The organism is Bacillus thuringiensis, from assembly GCF_022095615.2.
GTDB lineage: Bacteria > Bacillota > Bacilli > Bacillales > Bacillaceae_G > Bacillus_A > Bacillus_A cereus_AG.
Genome location: NZ_CP155559.1, coordinates 3,718,200 through 3,737,849 on the forward strand (window position 1 = coordinate 3,718,200; position 19,650 = coordinate 3,737,849).

Consider the following 19,650-nt stretch of genomic DNA (forward strand, 5'->3'; position numbering starts at 1 on the left):
ATACAAATCGCTATTTTCTTTTATTATATACTAAATTTTATCATCTTTTGCGGGAATTTAAATAAAAAACTGTCGAAAAAGATAATAATACGTTTACATTTTGTGCTATTTTGTCATATATTTAAGTATCCTGCATAATTACGATATTCACCGTTTGCCAGATTAATAATTCAGAAAAATTTCACTTCACAGTAAATTCAACGGAACAAAAATAAAATCCTGCTCCTAAGAGCAAGATTCTATAGTTTTATAACATGATGTTTTCCATCCCAAGAAAACGGTTTTTCCATTACACGCTCAACGAAATCCAAACCGAACTGATTTAAGTAGTAACATATATTCCACACACGCTCTTGCGGCGCCCCTAATGGACGAAGTGCAAATTGTATGCGACGGAATTTATTTAGCTGCACTTCATGTTTTTTCTCAACATTTCTTTTCAACATTCTTTCCAACAGTTCAATTTGTTCATTAATTTTGAATTCATTTTTCCCTGCAAACGCACTTAATCCAGGATCTATTTTCTTCACAAACTGTTGTAATGACGTATGGATATCCATTATTTCTTTTTTCGCCTCTACAAATCGATCATCTATCGGTTCCTCTATTTGATTAGATAACCAGTTTTCACGCAACTTATCTACGTTATTTAAAAACGGATCACTGTCTCGCAATTGTAAATCGTGTAAATCTGTCGCTACATCCCTCTCTATATAAGTGATTGTAATACGTGGAACGACAGGTGGCATTCGGAAACCGATAGTATGGAAGACTTGTTGTAATTCACTCCAGTAAGCTAATTCCCCTGGCCCTCCAATAAACGCCAGTGTAGGAAATACATACTCTTGCATAAGAGGGCGCGTTACAACATTATTACTAAAGCGTTCTGGGCTTCTCTCTAGCTCTTCCATCAATTCCTCATACGAAAAGGAATACGCTCCATCCTTCCCAACAAACTTCCCTTGATTGTCTTCAAGTAACACTCGCTCGTTATCAATTTCCATGAATATATGCACTGCATTATACTTCGTTTCAATAATCGGTTTATATCCTAATTCTTTAATTATTTCCTGTTGGTTATGAAGCCCCTCTTGCACTTCTTTATACTTACCTATAATTCGCTTAAAAAACGGCACTTCTAATTTTCTTAATTCAGGATGATGCGAATCGACAAGAATTAAACCAGAATTCACGAACATTTTCATAATAAGATGGCCAAAGAAATCTACATACGTATTCGATTTCCCCAAAGAATCATCAATAAATCGCAGTACATCCTTTGTAAAATTCGTTTCAGGGTATGTTTTAAAAATTTCTTCAATCCACTTTCTACAGTCCTCCAAAGAAAGATCGGACTCTGAAGCACTCGCCTTTTTCGGATTACGATCATGAAAAATAGTCTTTTTTATTTTTTTATTCTTCGTTACAAAAGTATGATTAATTTCATCCATATCATGGTCTTCACCAGCAATCCAGAAAACAGGAACAACTTTAACACCTAAACTTTCTTCCTTTTCCCTCGCAAGCTGTAAAACTGAAATGATTTTATGAATTGTATAAAGTGGTCCAGTTAATAAACCAGCTTGTTGTCCAGCTATAACAACATATGTATTTTCATCTCCAAGCGCTTTTACATTTTGAATCGTAGCTTCTCCCGCTTGTAATTTTGTATTATATTCTAATAAATGCGCTACTAAATCTTGGCGGAAAAACTCCCTCTCACGCAAATCATGTACACGCTGTTTAAAAGCATCTTCTGTTAACATATAGTCAAAACACGACCGTATCTCTTTTTTACCGTTCATATAGTCCGCTACAACACCTTGTTGCGGAACAGAGATTTCTTTTATCTCCATATAATTCTTCCTTTCGTATCCTGTTCTATCACCAATCCACATTGTAGTCAATGTTGCACGTAAAAGCAAAGAATTACACTTATTCTTTTACTTCTAATCCTTTTATTGCATCGAACAAAAATTGAAGTGTCGGAACGGATCGTTGCTGTTTCTTAGCTTCCTCTAATACATATCCAACAATCGCACCAATTTCCGTTTGTCTATTCGCCCTTACATCTGCCAGCATAGATGATGTATTATGAGACGTTCTTTCACATACGTGACGTACCATTTTCCATACCATTTCTTTTTCTTCTTTAACAAGAAAAACGACTTCCTGAAATACTTGCTCCATCAATCGATAAAAAAACGGGTTCGTAATCAACTCTCCGTTCTGGACTTGTAATAATGCTGTCAATGGATTGATACATACATTAACTACTAATTTTTTGTGCATGACATCCTTCCAATCATCTTCTATTTGAATCGGAAAATGAGGAAATGGAAAGCAATTAAATATTTTTTCAAAATGTATAAACTGGCCGTGCACGATTCCAAACTTCGTTACACCTATCCCCGTATGATAAACGGTATGTCTTTCTTCTTTTTTTGCACCATGCTCTACAATCCCAACCGCAATATTTTCATTCTTTATTTGCTGCATAGCATGAAGGTGCGACATTCCGTTTTGCAAAAAGATTAATGAGGATTCCCCTCGCACAAAAGGCAGTATGTCAGTTATATGATATTGCTTAACAGCAATAAATATATAGTCTAGCTTCTGGTCTAGCATACTTTCTATGGGCAAAACAGGTGGGAATACGGTTTCACGTTTTTCCTCCCTCATACAAGTTACACCCGTTATATTCAATTCCTCAGCCTGTTTAGCTGTCCTTGTAAACAACGTAACATCTTGATTACTTTTTTGTAAATAAAATGCATATAACAGACCGATAGCTCCTGGTCCCACAACTCCAATTTTCATTTTCACACAAGGAACTCATATAAATACGATACACAAGTCCCTTTTCCCTCCCCCTTTTTATCCCGCAAACGCCTGATTGGTGCGAAATTATAATTAACTAAAGGTGAACAAATCCCACCGATTACAGTTTCACTTTATCTTTCTCAATTCCATGAACACAGTTTACAATTTCATTGCTCTTTAACAAACAAATGCAACCTCTACTTTCAATATGTATATACTACCTATTAATATGCTTCTACTCTTAGTTTAGCAAATCCTCAAAAAAATAATAAAAGAAATATACTATCTTCTTCATAAAAATAAAAAAATGAGTTATAATATTATTATAAATATTTTTACTTTTCTGCATTCAACGAGACAAGAAAAGGATGTGATGTTATGGGATTCCCAAAAGTTGAGCGCTTGCTCATCAATTATAAAACATTAGACGAATTTAAAAAATTTAAAGGTTGCGGAGCTCAAGAATTATCCATGTTAGAAGAATTACAGGCAAACATTATTGAAAACGATAGTGAATCTCCATTTTACGGTATTTATTATGGTGGATCACTAATTGCACGTATGAGTCTATATATGAAAAGGCACGGCGGGGAACCATTCGAAATTACAGGTACTTACCTAGAACTCTATAAACTTGAAGTGTTACCAACTTTCCAAAAACAAGGATTCGGAGAAATGCTTGTAAATTATGCGAAGGGGCTACAGTTCCCAATTAAAACGATCGCACGTATCCATTCAGCTGGTTTTTGGGATAAATTAAATTTCCAGCCTGTATCAGTACCTGATGGTGATTTTTATGTTTGGAACCCCGAAACAAATTTGAATGCGGTTACAAACGAAGAGTCCGCATAAGAAATAAAAAAAACAGCTACATAGTAGCTGTTTTTTTATTTCTTTAACTTTTCTAATTTCCCATTCGAACGAGCGCTATTTCTTTCCGCTACCATTACACTTCTTTTTTGATCGATATAATCAAGCAATGTTCTATACTCTTCCTCATATACTGATAATCGCTCCAAAAGATTCTCTCTCTCTGTTTGTAACGATTCAATTTGCTGTTGCAACACCATTAAAGAGTTTTCATCTTTATAATTTTGCAAGAAATCAATAACATCATTTAATGTAATTGACGTAGGCTCTACTACCTTTGTCTCTTTTACTTCATAAGTTTCTACTTTACGTAGTTGCTTCGCTTCTTCAATACGTTCTTTGTATTGTTTTCTAACGTAAGAATTCCATCTAAAGCCACATGCTGCTGGTGTACGAGATAAATGTCTTCCCACTTCTTTAAAGGCAGATAATTGCGTTCCACCTTCTTGAATATGCCGGAGTACTACTTCTGCCAGAAGCAAATCTTCATCATCAGTCCAAGCATCTTGTCTTGTTGTCGCCATCTCTCTAGTCCTCCCTATGCATTTTTTATTAAGCATATGCAGTTACTAGAAAAGATAGAATACAACAAATAAAGAATAAGACAAAAAAAAATAAACGTAGAAGATATCTTCTACGTTTATTTTCCCGCAATTACTTGCTGATTACTTCTTTACCTTTGTAAGTACCGCATGCTTTACATACACGGTGAGCTAATTTCGCTTCACCACAGCTTGGGCACTCTACCATACCAGGTACTGATAATTTGAAATGCGTACGACGCTTTCTTTTTACTGTTTTAGAAGTTCTTCTAAAAGGTACAGCCATTCTTCCCACCTCCTTAAAAGAAATAGTTATTTTCATATGAAGGCCTAAACCAGTCTTCCGATTATTTGTCAAAAAACTTTGCAAGTCCTGCTAATCGTGGATCAACAGTCTTTTCTTTGTTTTCTTCCGAAATCACTTGCCAGTCTTGACCTTGCATCGGTGCTCCACCAGAAACATCATCACTGAAAATTTGCATTGGAATCTCCAAAAGTATATTTTCCTTGATTACGGGCAGTAAGTCAAGTACTTCTCCTTCTAAACAATGAATTTCAGCTTCAGTTTCAAATTCTTCTTGTGAAGTTTGGAACACCTCAGTTGTTTTAATGTCAAATGGTAATGTCACATCTACTAAAGAGCGAGAACATGGTAAAACCATGCTTCCAGTTATATGTAGATGGAACGTAAACTTACCGGATCCAAAATCAACTCTTCCTGTTACATGAGCAGGATTAATTTCACGAATATCTTTCTCGACCTCTTGTAGCTCACTTACATCTACCATCTCATCCAATGTCAATCCTTTATTTCTCAATTTATTCAATTGATGGATGGACCATTTCATATCATATCACCTCAAGGCAACAAACAAAATTATAGCTAGCCATTTTATATTTGTCAATGTTTTTTCTTTACACTATAATGAAGTCATCATAGTAAATAATATATAGAGTATCATGTTTTTCAAAAAGATGCTACATCGAAAGGAGAGATTACCATAAAAGCCAGTGGTATTGTTGTTGAATATAACCCTTTTCATAACGGTCATGATTATCATGTGCAACAAACAAAAAAGTTAACACACGCTGATATTACAATCGCCGTTATGAGTGGTCCTTTTTTACAGCGTGGTGAGCCAGCACTCCTATCCAAATGGTATCGTACCAAAATGGCCTTATCATGCGGTGTAGACCTTGTTGTAGAGCTTCCATACGCCTTCTCAACACAAAAGGCTGAAACCTTTGCAAATGGCGCTATTTCCATTTTAAACGCCCTGCACGTGTCTGAAATTTGTTTCGGTAGTGAAGATGGACAAATCGAAAATTTTTATAACACCATTTCTGTGCAAAAAAATGAAGACGAGACTTTTAATCGTCTTGTAAAGCAATTTATGAACGCAGGTAATAGTTACGCAAAAGCTACATCTGAAGCTTTCCTACACATTTTACCTTCTGAAAAAAACATAGACATGTCACAACCAAATAATATTTTAGGTTTCCAATACATGAAAGCAATCCTGACGCAAAATAGTTCTATGCACGCACAAACGATAAAAAGATTCGCATCTCATTATCATGATGAAACATTTAGCGACCAACATATTGCAAGCGCAACTAGTATTCGCAAGCAACTTTTTAGCGAAAATAGTTCTTTTACAGAAATTGAGCCTTTTATCCCAAAAGCGACTGCTTCTCTTATAGCAAATTACAAACAAAACTACGGGATATTACATAATTGGGAACAATACTTTTCATTTTTTAAATACAAACTCATGACGATGTCCCCAGAAGACTTACGACATATATATGAAATAGAAGAAGGTTTAGAGCATCGTATTTTATCAAAAATACAAACCAGTTCCTCCTTCCATTCATTCATGGAAGCATTAAAAACGAAGCGTTATACATGGACTAGATTACAAAGAGCTTGTACACACATTTTAACAAATACAACAAAAGAAGAAATACATAGCGCAAATATAGAGCAGCATGCACCGTACATTCGTCTACTAGGCATGTCACAAAAAGGACAAACTTACCTTTCAAAAAACAAGAAAAAAATAGAGCTTCCCATCCTTACCCATACAAAAACATTTGACCATCCTACTTTACGTATAGAGCGAAAAGCCAATTCTGTATATTTCTCCATCATGCAAGAACCATTCCGAACAGAACTACTAAAACAAGATGCAACACACCATCCAATTCGTTATGATGAATCAACTGCAAAATTTCTATAAAAAAACCTCTCTTTTTCAGAGAGGTTTATTTTTTCTCGCCCATTTTTTCCAAATACAGTAATGCATCATCCAGCGTATCAACTGGCACAACTTTCATTTTTGTTTTAATATCTTTCGCAGCCTCAAGTGCATCTTTATAATTCGATTTCTCCGCACCTTTTTCATTTGGCGCAAAGAACACTTCAGCACCAGCATCACTTGCAGCGACCACTTTTTGCTGAATACCACCAATCGGACCAATTTCTCCCTTTTCATTAATCGTCCCTGTTCCAGCTATTTCATGCCCTCTTGTTAAATCATCTTCCACAAGTTGATTATATATTTCTAATGTAAACATTAGGCCTGCCGATGGTCCGCCTATTTCATGAGAATCAATTTTCACTTTCGGATCTACCACTAGTTCTCTTTCCGTAACGATAGAAACCCCTATACCAACACGCCCATTTCCATTCGGAATGGTCTTTACATTTAAATTTTCTTTTAACTGTTTTCCATTCCTCTTGTACTCAACATTTACTGCGTCCCCTTCTTTTTTTCCCGTCATATATTCAATAAATTGCTCCGTCTTTTCAAATGTTTTTCCGTCGACAGCTACGATGACATCTCCAAGTTTAAGCTTTCCTTCTGACGGCATCCCTTTCGCTATACCAGCAACCAATACACCTTTATTTTCAAAAGAAACAGTACGATTTGCACGTTTATAAGCATTATAGATTGCTGCATTTTGCGAATCTTTCATCGCATAATTTTGGCGGAATTGATATTCTTCATCACTTTCACCTTTTTGTAATATTTCTTCCGCTTTCGAAATATGTGTATATTTATTAAACTGTGCCGCTATTAAATTCACCACATTTGCTGGCCCCATTGAAACCGTAACAAGCATAAAATCACCAGACTCTTTCGTTCCACCTTCAACTTGAACGTAAGGCTCTAATTTGGCCGCCATTCCTGGTTTTGTTACATAATACGGTAAACGTACGTAAACAAGTAACATCGCCAATATAACCCCTATTAAAATTGCATATATAAACCGAAAACGCTTAAACATTATGTTTCTCCTTCCACTTCTCAATTAATAAAAAAATATTTGCAACATGTTTTTCCGCTTCTACTTCTCCAACTCGAATAATGTCTTCAATGTTTGTAAAAGCACGTGAGCTAAATTGTTCTACAGCTGGTCGCATCATTAAATCCGATGCAATTTGTCGATTCATCACAAGCTCATGTTGCATAATTTCAATACTCTGCATAATTACATCATAAATAGACGTAACCTCTCCATTCACTTTAATCGGGGATACATCAACAGCGATAACAATATCGGCACCTAGCTCTTTCACAACCGACACTGGAATGCGATCAATCACTCCGCCATCCACCAATAATCGTCCATCTATTTTTTCTGGTACAAACACTCCAGGTACAGATATGCTAGCCCTCACCGCCTCTGCAACAGGACCACTTGTAAAAACTACTTTTTCCCCCTTCAAGATGTCAGTAGCCACAACAGCCGTCGGGATATCTAACTCTTCTAAATTTTTATTATATGTAAACATTTTAATCATATCTTTGACACGTTTTCCAGCAATAAATCCCATTTTCGGAACCGTAAAATCTAAATAATATTTCCTCTTAAAAACATTTGCCAGTTTATACAGCCTTTCAACGTTTGAGCTAGCTGCATAAAATGTACCTACTAAAGCCCCCATACTGCTTCCTGCAATCATATGAATCGGTATACCATTTTCCCTTAAAACTTTTATAACACCAATATGAGCAAATCCTTTTGCGCCCCCAGATCCAAGAGCTAAACCAATTTTCGGTTCTTTCATTTTTCTCACCCTTTATTTTTTTTCATTCCTTTTTTCATACTTATGGTCTAAATTCACCACGTATCCACGTATACTGAAATGAACGTTTTTTGGGACAAAGGGGGATTTACTTACATGTATGAAAAATGGAAAACGGCTTTCCTTACCATATCAACACTGTTTTTAACCTTTTCTCTTGTACTCCACCCCCAAGCTGCTCTGCAAGCTTCCATTCGAGGGTTAAATATATGGTGGGAAGTTGTATTCCCTTCACTTTTACCGTTTTTCATCATTGCGGAACTTCTAATTAGTATTGGTGTTGTAAAATTTATAGGCGTTATATTAGAACCACTCATGCGACCACTTTTTCGCGTTCCAGGAATAGGCGGATTTGTTTGGGCAATGGGAATGGCTTCAGGATTCCCTGCTGGCGCCAAATTAAGCGCTAGACTGCGTAAAAGTAATCAGCTAACACAAATTGAAGCAGAGCGCCTCGTATCTTTTACAAACTCATCTAATCCACTTTTTATTTTTGGAGCTGTTTCTATCGGTTTTTTCAATAATCCGAAATTAGGAATCGTATTAGCTGCTGCACATTATTTAAGTAACTTTTTCGTCGGGTTATTGATGCGTTTTTACGGCAATAACAACATTTCCACGAATGATAAACATACTACTAAAAAACGTCCTTTTCAAAATCCTTTTTCAATCCTACACGAGACACGCATGCAAGAAAAAAGACCCATAGGAAAATTACTTGGGGACGCTATCGTTTCTTCTATTCAAACGTTACTTATGATTGGTGGATTTATTATTTTATTCTCTGTTTTAAATAAAATGATTACTGTATTCCATATTACAACAGCACTTTCTTTTATTATGCAACATATTTTATCATTCTTCCAACTAACTACAGAATTTAGCATTCCGATATTATCAGGCATTTTTGAAATGACACTCGGAAGCCAAATGATTAGTCAAGTAAATGAAACACCCCTCCTGCAGCAAGCTATGGTAACAAGCTTTATTTTAGCATTTAGCGGCCTTTCTATTCAGGCACAAGTTGCTAGCATATTAGCTGAAACAGATATCCGATTTAAGCCCTATTTTTTCGCACGAATTATTCAAAGTATTCTTGCCCCTATTTTTACTTTTATATTTTGGAAACCATTTTATGAAAAAGTAACCTCTTTTTCACCAATGCAAAAAGATATCCCCGTATTTTTATCGAATCATTCTATACTGCATGAAATTTGGACATCTTTTGTACACTACGGACCGATATTTACATTATTTTGTTTATATGTATATGTTATCTTATTATTTTTTCGTAGCAACAAAGAAAAACCCCGTTCACTTTAACGGGGTTTGAAACTTTTCTTTTAAAGCACGTTCTACAACAGGAGGTACAAGATCTACCACGCTTCCTCCATATCTCGCAACTTCTTTCACAATGCTCGAGCTTAAAAATGAATATTGATTGTTTGTCATAATAAAAAAGGTTTCAATATTTTCATCTAATTTTCGATTCATAGAAGTAATTTGCATCTCATATTCAAAATCAGAAACCGCTCGTAGCCCACGTAAAATCGCGTTTGCATTACGCATTTTCGCATACTCCACTAATAGTCCACTATGTGAATCTACCTTTACATTCGGGATATGCTTTGTTGCTTCTCGAATTAAATCTAAGCGCTCTTCAACTGAAAAGAACGGTTTTTTTGACGAGTTGTTTAAAACTACTACATACACCTCATCAAATACTTTTGCTCCCCTTTTAATAATATCCAGATGCCCAAGGGTAATTGGATCAAAACTTCCCGAAGAAATCGCTATACTAGTCATTCCGTCCCCTCACCTTCATACTTATAAATCGATATTGCTGTAATCCCATAATTTTCAGCTCTTACTTTTACAAGTCTCCCTATAGAATCAGGTAGAACCACATCATTACCATGCTCTGACATAATTAATCCATCTCTATGTAACAATCCGTGTTGATCCATCACACTAATTAAAGATACAATTTTTTGATCTTTATATGGAGGATCAATTAATATAAGATCGAATGATATTTCACGTTTTATAAGAGCCTTTACCGCACGTTCTGCATCATTTCGATATACTTCAGCTTGTTCCTGTATTCGACAACTTTCTAAATTTTGATGGATTACCTTTATCGCTTTATTATCTCGATCAACAAAGATTGCTTTATCAATCCCTCTACTTATAGCCTCGATTCCAAGACCACCACTACCGCCAAATAAATCAAGAGCTGTACCGCCATCAAAATAAGGGCCTATCATATTAAAAATCGATTCTTTTACTTTATCTGTCGTTGGACGTGTTGTATTACCTGGCACCGCTTTAAGTGGATGCCCTTTACATTTTCCTGAAACTACTCTCATCTGTTGTCACTACCTTTATTTCAATCTATCGAGCAATTATAGAAAGCCTTTCTCCATTCAGTAACCGCTACCAAACTATACTATTCCATGAAATATTCCATTCATCTCTCAACGAACAATAGGAGAATTCGGCCGAAAATAACCGCTCTGCATTTTTATGTATTCATCTCACCATTCGCTAACACGAACCCATTATGTATATTTGTTTCACTTTATCTTTTTTATCCTATCATAAAATAAAAAAAAGAAAAATAAAAAGCCAAACATAAAATTTAATTTCATGATGTATATCTTCATTTAGATTGGACATAAATAATTATAACAACATCACCTTCGATGTTGTTGCCAACCGCGGAGAAGACTTACGTTTCCCCATAAGTTCTTCCTCCGGTTTCTCCTCTCCCTTTGCCTTCTTACTAGTACAAGCTAGTATAAGAAGGGCCCTGCTTTGCAGGGTTTTTTTTCTTTGTCTACTTTTCATTTAAAAAGTGAGATGGTACAGTAAGTAAAAGAAAGAGGAGGAAAAAATATGATTCAACGCTTTATAGAACTCGGAGAAGGCTACTCTGATTTATATGAATTACTTGAAATTGCCAAATCAAATCAAGAACGTATAACACATATGTTACAGTTTGAAACGATTAAAAATGAAAAAAAAGTGTGCTCACTTGTTGTAATATTAAAACCAACTACTACTGGTGATTTCCAACCATTATACATATGTCGTGAAGGCATTCCTGTACTTGAAAATAAAAAAAGTAAACGCGTCATTTTATTTGAAGAAACGGCAGAACAACTAGGAAAAAAAGTGACTAGCTTTACGGTAAAACCATCCACAACTTTCCCAGAAAAAGAACTGTTCTTCAATCATTTAATTGGTATTTTGCGAATGAATAATTTCATTCCTCCAATGAAATAACACTTTATTTCAAATAAAAAAATCCCCCGCTAAAATTAGCAAGGGATTTTTTTATTAACTATAATCGTATTCTTTTGCCCGATCAGGACGTGAATTTTCAAATTCCGTTTTTAAATACGGGCGGTACGACTGTTCTATCTTTTTCACAAAAGGAAGTTTGTTCAACTTTTGCATCATATGCTCAATTTGTTCCATATCACAATATACTACTGCGTATTTTAAGCGTTTTGATATGTAATGTATGTTACCATATTTCCTTAAAATCTTGGCATGTTTCAATGAATGTAAATAAACAATCATACTTTGTCGTTGCCCGAACATATTCTTCTCCATCTTCTCCTTTTAAAAACATATATTTTATATTTTATGAAAACCAATCAGAAATTTATGACATTACAGGACAAACTCTGTATACGTTTTCTTCTACCTTCTAAAAAACGGGGTGATTTACCCCGTTTTACAGCCACAACCTCCGCCGGTACCACAACCGCCACCACAGCCACCAGCATCAAAAAATGGATTTCCTGTTGGGACTTTGATGGAAGAAGAAACCTCAGAACCGATTGCGACACTAACTTCATCTAACAACTTTTGCAAAGCTGTTTCTACTCGTTTAAAAGCTGCAATCTTATCATGTAAGTCTATAGCACGCTTTAACTCCCTCATTTTCGTCGAAACGAAAGTATAATCAGGATGGTATTTACCGAAACGTTGCACTTCTTCATATCGTTCTTTCATCGCTGTAAATTGCTGAATTAACGTCTGAACTTCCATATCTTCATGCAATTCTTTATAACACTTACGATAATCTTCTGCTATATCTGAACAGATGATCGCTTTTGCAAGCTGCTCTGCCTTATCTAATATCAATACGCTTTCCAGCGTCGCTACAATCATGAGAGACACCTCCGAGTATTCATCATACCACATTTAGAATAGAACTACTAATTGAAGTGTCTCACTAAACAGAAAGATATCACTCTAACTATTTTCCGTATAATTCCAGCGTGTACTTATACATTAATATGTTCCGCAATATTATATTTCAGAACATCCCATTTCCCACCATTTTCTTTCACATAACTAATACATGCATTTTTTAATGGTGTCTTAAACGAAATATCTTCCGGTGCAATTGCATGTAAAATTGCTTTTATCGCATGTGAATGAGCTACAATGATAATACGTTTGCCAGAATGAGTTTCTGCAACATCTTTTACAGCAGCAAAACAACGAGTTACAATCTCTTCATCTTGCTCCATACCTTCTACTTTACCTTCTGCAATTAGCTCCCTAACAGTCGCAACCGGTTTCCCAGAAGCTTCACCAAAATTACGTTCAACAAATCGCTCATCTAATAAAATCGATTGCAATCCTGTAGCCCCTGCAATTTCCTTAGCTGTTTCGTGCGCTCTAATTAATGGGCTACTTATAATTACATCCCATGCTTCCGCTTGCAAAGCAACTGCACTTTGACTTGCTTGCTTCTTTCCCACTTCATTAAGGGGAATATCTTCACGTCCCTGAATAATCTCTTGAAAATTCCAATCAGTTTGTCCATGTCGTACTAAACAAATTTCCGTCATGCTCATGCTGCAACTCCTTTTTAAATAATCCGCTTCTATTGTATCAAAAGTTCTGCATGACGGACATAGTTTTCCCTTCCAATTATGTTGTATTTTGCTGCTTCATATACTGAAACATATCGATCATAATGGAGGCAACTGCCAATTGGTTTTGAAATTTCTCAACTTTATCTGGTATCGTTTTTTTGAAATGTTGCATAGCCGCTAACTCAAATGCCTCTTTTTCTTCAGGGTTTCGCGTTAGTTTTCTATACCAATACGGTTGCTCCCTAATATAGCGAGATAAATCCTCATCAGCCTTTATAAACTCCATAATTTCTGCTCTCATCCGCTTTCCCCCTAATCCTTCTGAAAGAAAAATGGATTATTTTCGGAAGTACTTTCTTCTTGCCGCGCGGGCTTCCCTTGAAATTGTTGAAAAACTTGTTGCACACTACCAATAGCACTCGTCACATTAGCTAAATGGTGTTGCATCTGTTCCACATCTAGCTTTTTAAAGAAAGAAAGCATTTGTCCCATCACATCAGCAGTTTTTTCCTCTTCAGTTCGAATATCTTTTTCTTTTTCTTGTTTATTTTCTTTTACCGAAGAAAAAGCTGGCGCTCCATCAGGTCTAAAAGTTGCCCATATTGGATCTTCTTCACCAAGTAAGTACCATTCTTCATAAAACTGTTGCCAAGTTTTGTGACCACTTCTAACCTCATGAACCATTTTAGGGTGATGGTTTACAAACTCTTTAAACTGTTGAACCGATGGATGTAACGGCCCTTTTGTTGTTGGCATAATCCTCACCTCTTCATGTATATCTACTATATAGTAAGAAAAAAAAGGCACATGGTTCGCCTATTTTTAGACGATTCATGCACCTTTTTATCCTGCTATTTGCATACGGTAAGATTCCGACCTACACTTCAGTGAATACGAAGTACTTAAACTTGAGGTGTCCCTACACGACTTAAAATTTCACTTTATTTTCGAATAAAGTTTTGTGTATAAAACTTATCGTATACCCCAACACCTAATCCTGTAAATTGTTCATTTAATACATTCTTTCTATGCCCTTCACTATTTAACCAACCTTGCACCGCCGCAATTCCATCACTATGTTGCGCCGCTATGTTCTCACCAGCAAGTTGAAACCCTACTTTCCCGCGCTGTAAACGATCTCCTAACGTACCTAGTGTAGGTGAATCGTGTGAAAAGTAATTATTATCCTTCATATCTTTACTATGCCCTATAGCCACATCTGCTGTTTGTTGATCCCAAGCTAACAGCGGTAACTTATGGCGACTTCGAATAATATTTGTTAAATCAAAAATTTGTTGCATATTCCCATTCTCTATTTGTTTCATTTTATCTGGAGTCAATGGTTGTTCAGCTAGTAATTCACCTGAATAAACAAGCTGATACGGTCTTTGGCGTAATAAGGTTTCATCATCCATATAACGAACACCAACAAGCTCATGTGTAAAATGATCAAAATATAATTGTGCCCAGCCATCTTCTACAGGTATTAATGGTTGTTCCATCACTTCCGTGTCAGATAACTCAAATTGATAACTATTTTTCCCTCTTTTCAACGAAATCTCATGCGAGAGTGGATTCTTTTTATACACTTCTTCATACTTTTCATTTATATAATAAGGCGGCACCTTAACTTGCTCTCCAGCAACATACGCCGTTACAACTTTTCGTTCCGCAACCCCAAATTGCACATACTGAGTTAAATCTTGATTGTATACCCACCATTCATATCCGTAAGCAGATGGCTCTATTCGAGATGGTTCGCCCCATTTTGCTAATAAATTTTCAGAGTCCCCACCAATCATATTTAAAACAGTATCGGAAGAGTCTTCATTTACTTGTTTTTTCTTTTTCACAATTTTATTTTCTTGCTTTGATTGAGATGGGGTTAATATATATTGTGAAACGAGTAATTTCCCGTATAAATCAACAGCTAAAATTAAAAATGTAATCATTACGATACGCAATAATTTCTTCAATCGATATACCTCCTGCACAAAACATAAAATTGAGATATACACAAATCCTTTTCTTCCCTTTTTTGTGTGTACCGTACTCTTTTCACTATATCATATTTTCACAAAAAAAGTCTGGATTATCCCTTTTCTCTCAATATGAATTGCACTTTCTTATTATTCATACTATTATAAAAATAATGATGTAACATGAAAAGAGGAGGTATTATATGCAATTTACAAATACGAAATTTAATGGGGCAGTCGTTGATTTAACACTATTAACAGAGATTATGGAAAAGAACCATTTCGTACTTGCTGGACAGTGGGATTATGAACGAGTTACATACGATTATAAATTTGAAATATTAAATGATATTTATTATTTGCGCGTACAAGGTTTGGCTGTTGAAGGTGATGTTGGTAGCAGACACGCTGAAATAAAGCTACTTCCTCCCTTATTAGGAAAACATTATTATCCTCACGGCGTTGAATATGGTGATGGTGAAACGTTCCCAACGAATGTACTTCAAAAAAGCGAACAACTCCTACAAAATATCGAAAAAGAGTTAAAAGAATTCCAAATCATTGAATAAAATAAAAGTGAGTGCATCAATATGATGCACTCACTTTTATTTCGTTTGTAAATACGGCGGCAATTGTTGCAACTGCTCTTTATCCTTTTCACGCTCTCGACGCGCCCATCGAAAGAATACATAGCCTATAATTGTGCCATACACTATTTCCTGGACAATTTTCATAATAATGCCGCCTGTTTGTTGGTCTTGTACGACTGGCATCCAGTGTAAAAATTCTGGTCCCGTTATATTTAAATCTGATAAAGTTCCCGCTGGTACACAAAGTTCCATCGCCTTCATCCAAGCAGCCGGATCCGTATACGTTGCGAATAACGGTGCAGTCGCAAAAATGATTAACGCACAAGCTGGCGTTAATAATATTCCGTTAGCAAACATATAACCAAGTTTCTTTATATCACTTAACGTTTGATATTCTGGTAATGGATTTAGCATCGGCCACCACATCATGATTGCCGTAAAGAACAATATAGCGAGACAAATAGGATGAGCAATTTGACTTTGTTTTACTGTATCAAAAACAACTGGTAAATGATAAAAAGAAAACAGGCCATTAAATACAAACAATGCAATAAGTGGCTTAGCAAATATCTTTAATATAATTTGAACGAACTTAAAAGAAGTAATATAACGATATAACCAAGTTGGTATACCAAGCAACAATAACGGTGGAACTGCAATATACATGACTGCCATTTCAAACATATGTGCACTAAATATAATATGACCAATTAAATCAATAGGCCCTCCCTTTACAAAGTACAAAAGAACAATCCCGGTCGTAAAATAAAAAATTTGCTTCTTACTTACCTTCGTCGCATGTTCAAATCGCATTCTATATGGCCCAATAATTAAAAAGTACCCAATAAGAATCGAAAGCATAAATAATAAAAAAATTGGACTCCATAGAGCTTGAAAACCAAATATCCACAAGTTACTCATTGTCACACCCACCTTCTGAAGGTTACCCTTTCACATAATATGAAGAGGGAGCTGTGACAACACAAGCTCCCTTATTTTTCACTTTTCAAATCCACACAATTGTCATAAAAGCTAAAATTGTAATTAACCCGATTAACAGACCGGAATAAAGAAAGAAACTTGCCGCTTCATGCCCTTTATGACTCATATGCATAAAATAATACAATTGAAAAATCACTTGTACCACTGCTAATAGTAAAATAAATGGTACTGAGAAAGTCGGACTAAAAGTTTTCGGATATGCTACTGCTACAAATGCAACAAATGTTAAAAAAATCATTAATGCAAACGTAATAACTTGATGCTTCATTTCCTCCGCACTTTTTCTCTTCCGATAAACAAGATCAACTTTAGGATTATTCGTTTGCTTTATCGCCATTGTTTATCCCACCATTCCCATTAAATATACTACAGTGAAAATAAACACCCAAACTACGTCAATAAAGTGCCAATAAATTGATGCAACATAAAACTTCGGTGCATTGTATAAATTTAGACCTCTCTTCGCATTTCTAAAGATTAATGTTAAAATCCAACACAATCCAAACAATACGTGGAGTCCATGTGTACCAACAAGAGCATAAAACGCGGAACCAAACGCACTACTTCTCATAGTATGCTTAAATTCATGCGTATAATGATAAAACTCATATATCTCAAATGCTAAAAACCCTAAACCTAGCAACACTGTTACTAGTAGCCAAAGTTGCATTTTTTTAAAGTTAAAGTTTTTCATATGATACATCGCATATACGCTCGTTAAGCTACTCGTTAATAAAAGCATCGTCATAATGAAAACGAGTGGCATTTGGAACATCTCTTGAGATGTTGGTCCACCATTTGTAGAATTCTTTAACGCTAAATATGTGCCAAACAAGGAAGCGAACAGTACTGTTTCGCCTCCAAGAAATAACCAAAAACCGACAAACTTATTTTTCCCCTCAAGGGTTGCTTTTTCAGGCTCTGCTGGAAATGTTTCATTCGTTAATTTTTCATCTACATGCATTATGCCTTGCCCCCCTTATCTTCTAAATCTTCCTTATGAATATGATATCCATGATCATCGATTACTGAACGTAGGAACATTGTGCCGAACGTAATGATTAAACCAATAATTGCTACTAATAACCAAAACTTATCTTTTCCACCCTGCATATACATTGCACCGAATGCCGCTATAAACAATCCTAAAGAAATGATAAATGGTGAAAACGATGGATTTGGCATATGAATATCACCAACTGGTTCCGCCGCGGTCATCTCTTTATTCCCTTCACGTTTTTCAATCCAAAACGGATCTAATCCGCGAACAAATGGCAATTGTTTAAAGTTATATTCCGGTGTAGGTGCTGGCATTGTCCATTCTAATGTACGTGCATCCCATGGATCACGACCAGCCTTTTCTTTTGATACTGTTGTTTTGATTACATTGAATAGAAGAACAATCGTTCCAAGAGCCATAAATACCGCTCCAATAGAACTAATCATATTCCCCATTTCCAACCCTTGACCTTCAAGATATGTGTAGTAACGACGCGGCATACCAATCAATCCAAGGAAATGCTGAATAAAGAACGTTAAATGGAAACCGATAAAGAATAGCCAAAATGTTATCTTTCCTAACGTTTCATTCAATACTTTATTAAACATCAGTGGCCAATAATAATGAGCTCCTGCAAGTAAACCAAATACCACACCGCCGACAATTACATAATGAAAGTGCGCTACTACGAAATAGTTGTCATGAAATTGATAATCAGCAGGCGCAGATGCTAGCATAACACCTGTAACTCCTCCCATTACGAATGATGGAATGAAAGCTACTGCCCACATCATCGGTGTCGTAAAACGAATACTTCCGCCCCACATCGTAAAGAGCCAATTGAATATTTTAATACCGGTCGGAACCGCAATCGCCATTGTTGCAACTGAGAAAATAGCATTTGCAACTGGACCAAGCCCAACAGTAAACATATGATGCGCCCATACCATAAATCCTAAGAATCCAATTAATACTGTCGCAAACACCATCGATGAATAACCAAATAATCGCTTTTTCGAAAATGTCGCGAAGATTTCTGAGAATATTCCGAAAGCTGGGAGTATAAGAATGTATACTTCTGGATGACCGAAAATCCAGAATAAATGCTCCCATATAATTGTATTCCCGCCCAATGCTGGATTAAAGAAACTTGTTCCAAATAAACGATCTAACATTAAAAGTCCTAATCCTACAGTTAACGGCGGAAAAGCGAATAATATTAGCGAAGATGTTACAAATGTCGTCCATGTAAACATCGGCATACGCATATACGTCATCCCTGGCGCACGCATATTAATAATGGTTACAAGGAAGTTAATACCTCCAATTAATGTACCAATACCGGAGATTTGCAAGCCGAGTACATAAAAATCAACACCATGGCCTTTAGAGGCTAAAGCTAAAGATGCATAAGATGTCCATCCTGCATCAGGTGCTCCACCTAAAAACCAACTTAAATTTAAAAATACTCCACCAAAGAAAAACAACCAAAATCCGAGTGAATTCAAAAACGGGAACGCTACATCGCGTGCACCAATTTGAAGTGGTACAGCGGCGTTCATAAATGCAAACACGAGTGGCATAGCTGCGAGGAAAATCATTGTTGTACCGTGCATCGTTAATACTTGATTATAAGCATCCCCAACAAGAAAAGCATTGTTAGGAATCGCTAATTGAAGGCGAATAAATAGAGCCTCTATTCCGCCTATTACAAAAAACAATCCACCTGCAATTAAATAGAGAATGGCAATCTTTTTATGGTCTACTGTCGTTAAATAATCCCATATGACAGCACCCATCCCCTGTTTTTTTGCTACAGAACTCACGTTTTCAACCTCCCCTTCGCG

Annotated in this window: 24 protein-coding genes; 5 read left to right on the forward strand and 19 right to left on the reverse strand. The window is 35.9% G+C overall.

The genetic code is table 11. From position 1 onward, the window contains the following. Window positions 1-239: 239 nt before the first annotated feature. Window positions 240-1,856: a bacillithiol biosynthesis cysteine-adding enzyme BshC gene (gene bshC / locus KZZ19_RS19080; protein ID WP_237979369.1), complete on the reverse strand. Its 1,617-nt coding sequence runs from the start codon at window positions 1,854-1,856 to the stop codon at window positions 240-242. Between the two features lie 79 nt (window positions 1,857-1,935). Then, the gene (panE, locus tag KZZ19_RS19085; RefSeq protein WP_237979370.1) at window positions 1,936-2,826 is read right to left on the reverse strand and encodes a 2-dehydropantoate 2-reductase; all 891 of its coding nucleotides are present in this window, start codon (window positions 2,824-2,826) and stop codon (window positions 1,936-1,938) included. A gap of 375 nt (window positions 2,827-3,201) precedes the next feature. Here panE and KZZ19_RS19090 point away from each other — a divergent pair, with 375 nt between their 5' ends. After that, complete coding sequence (locus KZZ19_RS19090; protein ID WP_060488409.1) at window positions 3,202-3,675, forward strand: N-acetyltransferase; 474 nt, start codon at window positions 3,202-3,204, stop codon at window positions 3,673-3,675. A 35-nt stretch (window positions 3,676-3,710) separates the two neighbouring features. Here the strand turns inward: KZZ19_RS19090 and KZZ19_RS19095 are convergent, their stop codons facing one another. The 3 genes from KZZ19_RS19095 to KZZ19_RS19105 form a co-directional block, all read right to left on the reverse strand. Next, a complete protein-coding gene (locus KZZ19_RS19095; protein WP_237979371.1) occupies window positions 3,711-4,217 on the reverse strand; it encodes an RsfA family transcriptional regulator in 507 nt (168 codons plus the stop codon). 130 nt (window positions 4,218-4,347) lie between these two features. Continuing rightward, window positions 4,348-4,521, reverse strand: a complete 174-nt coding sequence (rpmF, locus tag KZZ19_RS19100; protein ID WP_001984764.1) for a 50S ribosomal protein L32 — start codon at window positions 4,519-4,521, stop codon at window positions 4,348-4,350. Between the two features lie 61 nt (window positions 4,522-4,582). Next, on the reverse strand, window positions 4,583-5,083 hold the full coding sequence (locus KZZ19_RS19105; RefSeq protein WP_000872150.1) for a YceD family protein: 501 nt from the start codon (window positions 5,081-5,083) through the stop codon (window positions 4,583-4,585). A gap of 153 nt (window positions 5,084-5,236) precedes the next feature. Between KZZ19_RS19105 and KZZ19_RS19110 the strand changes: the two genes are divergently transcribed. After that, window positions 5,237-6,478, forward strand: coding sequence for a nucleotidyltransferase (locus KZZ19_RS19110; RefSeq protein WP_322349753.1), 1,242 nt, complete (start codon window positions 5,237-5,239; stop codon window positions 6,476-6,478). Window positions 6,479-6,503: 25 nt separating this feature from the next. Here the strand turns inward: KZZ19_RS19110 and KZZ19_RS19115 are convergent, their stop codons facing one another. Both KZZ19_RS19115 and KZZ19_RS19120 read right to left on the reverse strand, forming a co-directional pair. Next, window positions 6,504-7,529 (reverse strand): SepM family pheromone-processing serine protease, encoded by a 1,026-nt coding sequence (locus KZZ19_RS19115; protein WP_237979373.1) that lies wholly within the window; start codon window positions 7,527-7,529, stop codon window positions 6,504-6,506. Continuing rightward, entirely contained in the window at window positions 7,522-8,313 is a 792-nt protein-coding gene (locus KZZ19_RS19120; RefSeq protein ID WP_088097547.1) for a patatin-like phospholipase family protein, read from the reverse strand. Before KZZ19_RS19120 ends, KZZ19_RS19115 begins: the two co-directional genes overlap by 8 nt. Before the next feature lie 114 nt (window positions 8,314-8,427). On the opposite strand from KZZ19_RS19120, the gene ylbJ reads away from it, so the two are divergent. After that, complete coding sequence (ylbJ, locus tag KZZ19_RS19125) at window positions 8,428-9,654, forward strand: sporulation integral membrane protein YlbJ (RefSeq protein WP_088097548.1); 1,227 nt, start codon at window positions 8,428-8,430, stop codon at window positions 9,652-9,654. Here the strand turns inward: ylbJ and coaD are convergent. Together coaD and rsmD are read right to left on the reverse strand one after the other, a co-directional pair. Beyond that, the gene (coaD, locus tag KZZ19_RS19130) at window positions 9,646-10,137 is read right to left on the reverse strand and encodes a pantetheine-phosphate adenylyltransferase (RefSeq protein ID WP_088097549.1); all 492 of its coding nucleotides are present in this window, start codon (window positions 10,135-10,137) and stop codon (window positions 9,646-9,648) included. The genes ylbJ and coaD overlap by 9 nt on opposite strands. Continuing rightward, window positions 10,134-10,700 carry a 16S rRNA (guanine(966)-N(2))-methyltransferase RsmD gene (gene rsmD / locus KZZ19_RS19135; protein WP_073516240.1) on the reverse strand — a complete coding sequence of 189 codons (567 nt, stop codon included), beginning with the start codon at window positions 10,698-10,700 and terminating at the stop codon, window positions 10,134-10,136. The genes coaD and rsmD overlap by 4 nt, the downstream gene beginning before the upstream one ends. Before the next feature lie 529 nt (window positions 10,701-11,229). Here rsmD and KZZ19_RS19140 point away from each other — a divergent pair. Beyond that, complete coding sequence (locus KZZ19_RS19140; protein WP_237979375.1) at window positions 11,230-11,619, forward strand: DUF7147 family protein; 390 nt, start codon at window positions 11,230-11,232, stop codon at window positions 11,617-11,619. Window positions 11,620-11,673: 54 nt separating this feature from the next. On the opposite strand, the gene KZZ19_RS19145 is transcribed toward KZZ19_RS19140, so the two are convergent. From KZZ19_RS19145 to KZZ19_RS19170, 6 genes are all read right to left on the reverse strand, one after another. Beyond that, window positions 11,674-11,940: a YlbG family protein gene (locus KZZ19_RS19145; RefSeq protein ID WP_002080814.1), complete on the reverse strand. Its 267-nt coding sequence runs from the start codon at window positions 11,938-11,940 to the stop codon at window positions 11,674-11,676. Between the two features lie 126 nt (window positions 11,941-12,066). After that, the gene (locus tag KZZ19_RS19150) at window positions 12,067-12,516 is read right to left on the reverse strand and encodes a YlbF family regulator (protein WP_088097551.1); all 450 of its coding nucleotides are present in this window, start codon (window positions 12,514-12,516) and stop codon (window positions 12,067-12,069) included. Window positions 12,517-12,632: 116 nt separating this feature from the next. Further along, complete coding sequence (locus tag KZZ19_RS19155; RefSeq protein WP_140392577.1) at window positions 12,633-13,205, reverse strand: histidine phosphatase family protein; 573 nt, start codon at window positions 13,203-13,205, stop codon at window positions 12,633-12,635. Window positions 13,206-13,287: 82 nt separating this feature from the next. Next, entirely contained in the window at window positions 13,288-13,533 is a 246-nt protein-coding gene (locus KZZ19_RS19160; protein WP_001200991.1) for a YlbE-like family protein, read from the reverse strand. A gap of 11 nt (window positions 13,534-13,544) precedes the next feature. After that, complete coding sequence (locus KZZ19_RS19165) at window positions 13,545-13,988, reverse strand: YlbD family protein (RefSeq protein ID WP_088097553.1); 444 nt, start codon at window positions 13,986-13,988, stop codon at window positions 13,545-13,547. A 185-nt stretch (window positions 13,989-14,173) separates the two neighbouring features. Further along, window positions 14,174-15,208 (reverse strand): CAP domain-containing protein, encoded by a 1,035-nt coding sequence (locus KZZ19_RS19170; protein WP_000735386.1) that lies wholly within the window; start codon window positions 15,206-15,208, stop codon window positions 14,174-14,176. Window positions 15,209-15,414: 206 nt separating this feature from the next. Between KZZ19_RS19170 and KZZ19_RS19175 the strand changes: the two genes are divergently transcribed. After that, window positions 15,415-15,780, forward strand: a complete 366-nt coding sequence (locus KZZ19_RS19175; protein WP_001160938.1) for a YugN family protein — start codon at window positions 15,415-15,417, stop codon at window positions 15,778-15,780. 36 nt (window positions 15,781-15,816) lie between these two features. On the opposite strand, the gene ctaG is transcribed toward KZZ19_RS19175, so the two are convergent. The 4 genes from ctaG to ctaD all read right to left on the reverse strand — a co-directional run bounded on the left by ctaG (window position 15,817) and on the right by ctaD (window position 19,602). After that, window positions 15,817-16,722: a cytochrome c oxidase assembly factor CtaG gene (gene ctaG, locus KZZ19_RS19180; RefSeq protein WP_088097554.1), complete on the reverse strand. Its 906-nt coding sequence runs from the start codon at window positions 16,720-16,722 to the stop codon at window positions 15,817-15,819. An 85-nt stretch (window positions 16,723-16,807) separates the two neighbouring features. Then, window positions 16,808-17,140, reverse strand: coding sequence for a cytochrome c oxidase subunit IVB (ctaF, locus tag KZZ19_RS19185; RefSeq protein WP_048563214.1), 333 nt, complete (start codon window positions 17,138-17,140; stop codon window positions 16,808-16,810). Window positions 17,141-17,143: 3 nt separating this feature from the next. Beyond that, on the reverse strand, window positions 17,144-17,767 hold the full coding sequence (gene ctaE, locus KZZ19_RS19190; protein WP_000557858.1) for a cytochrome c oxidase subunit III: 624 nt from the start codon (window positions 17,765-17,767) through the stop codon (window positions 17,144-17,146). Continuing rightward, complete coding sequence (gene ctaD / locus KZZ19_RS19195; RefSeq protein ID WP_170955056.1) at window positions 17,767-19,602, reverse strand: cytochrome c oxidase subunit I; 1,836 nt, start codon at window positions 19,600-19,602, stop codon at window positions 17,767-17,769. The genes ctaE and ctaD overlap by 1 nt, the downstream gene beginning before the upstream one ends. Window positions 19,603-19,650: the final 48 nt, after the last annotated feature.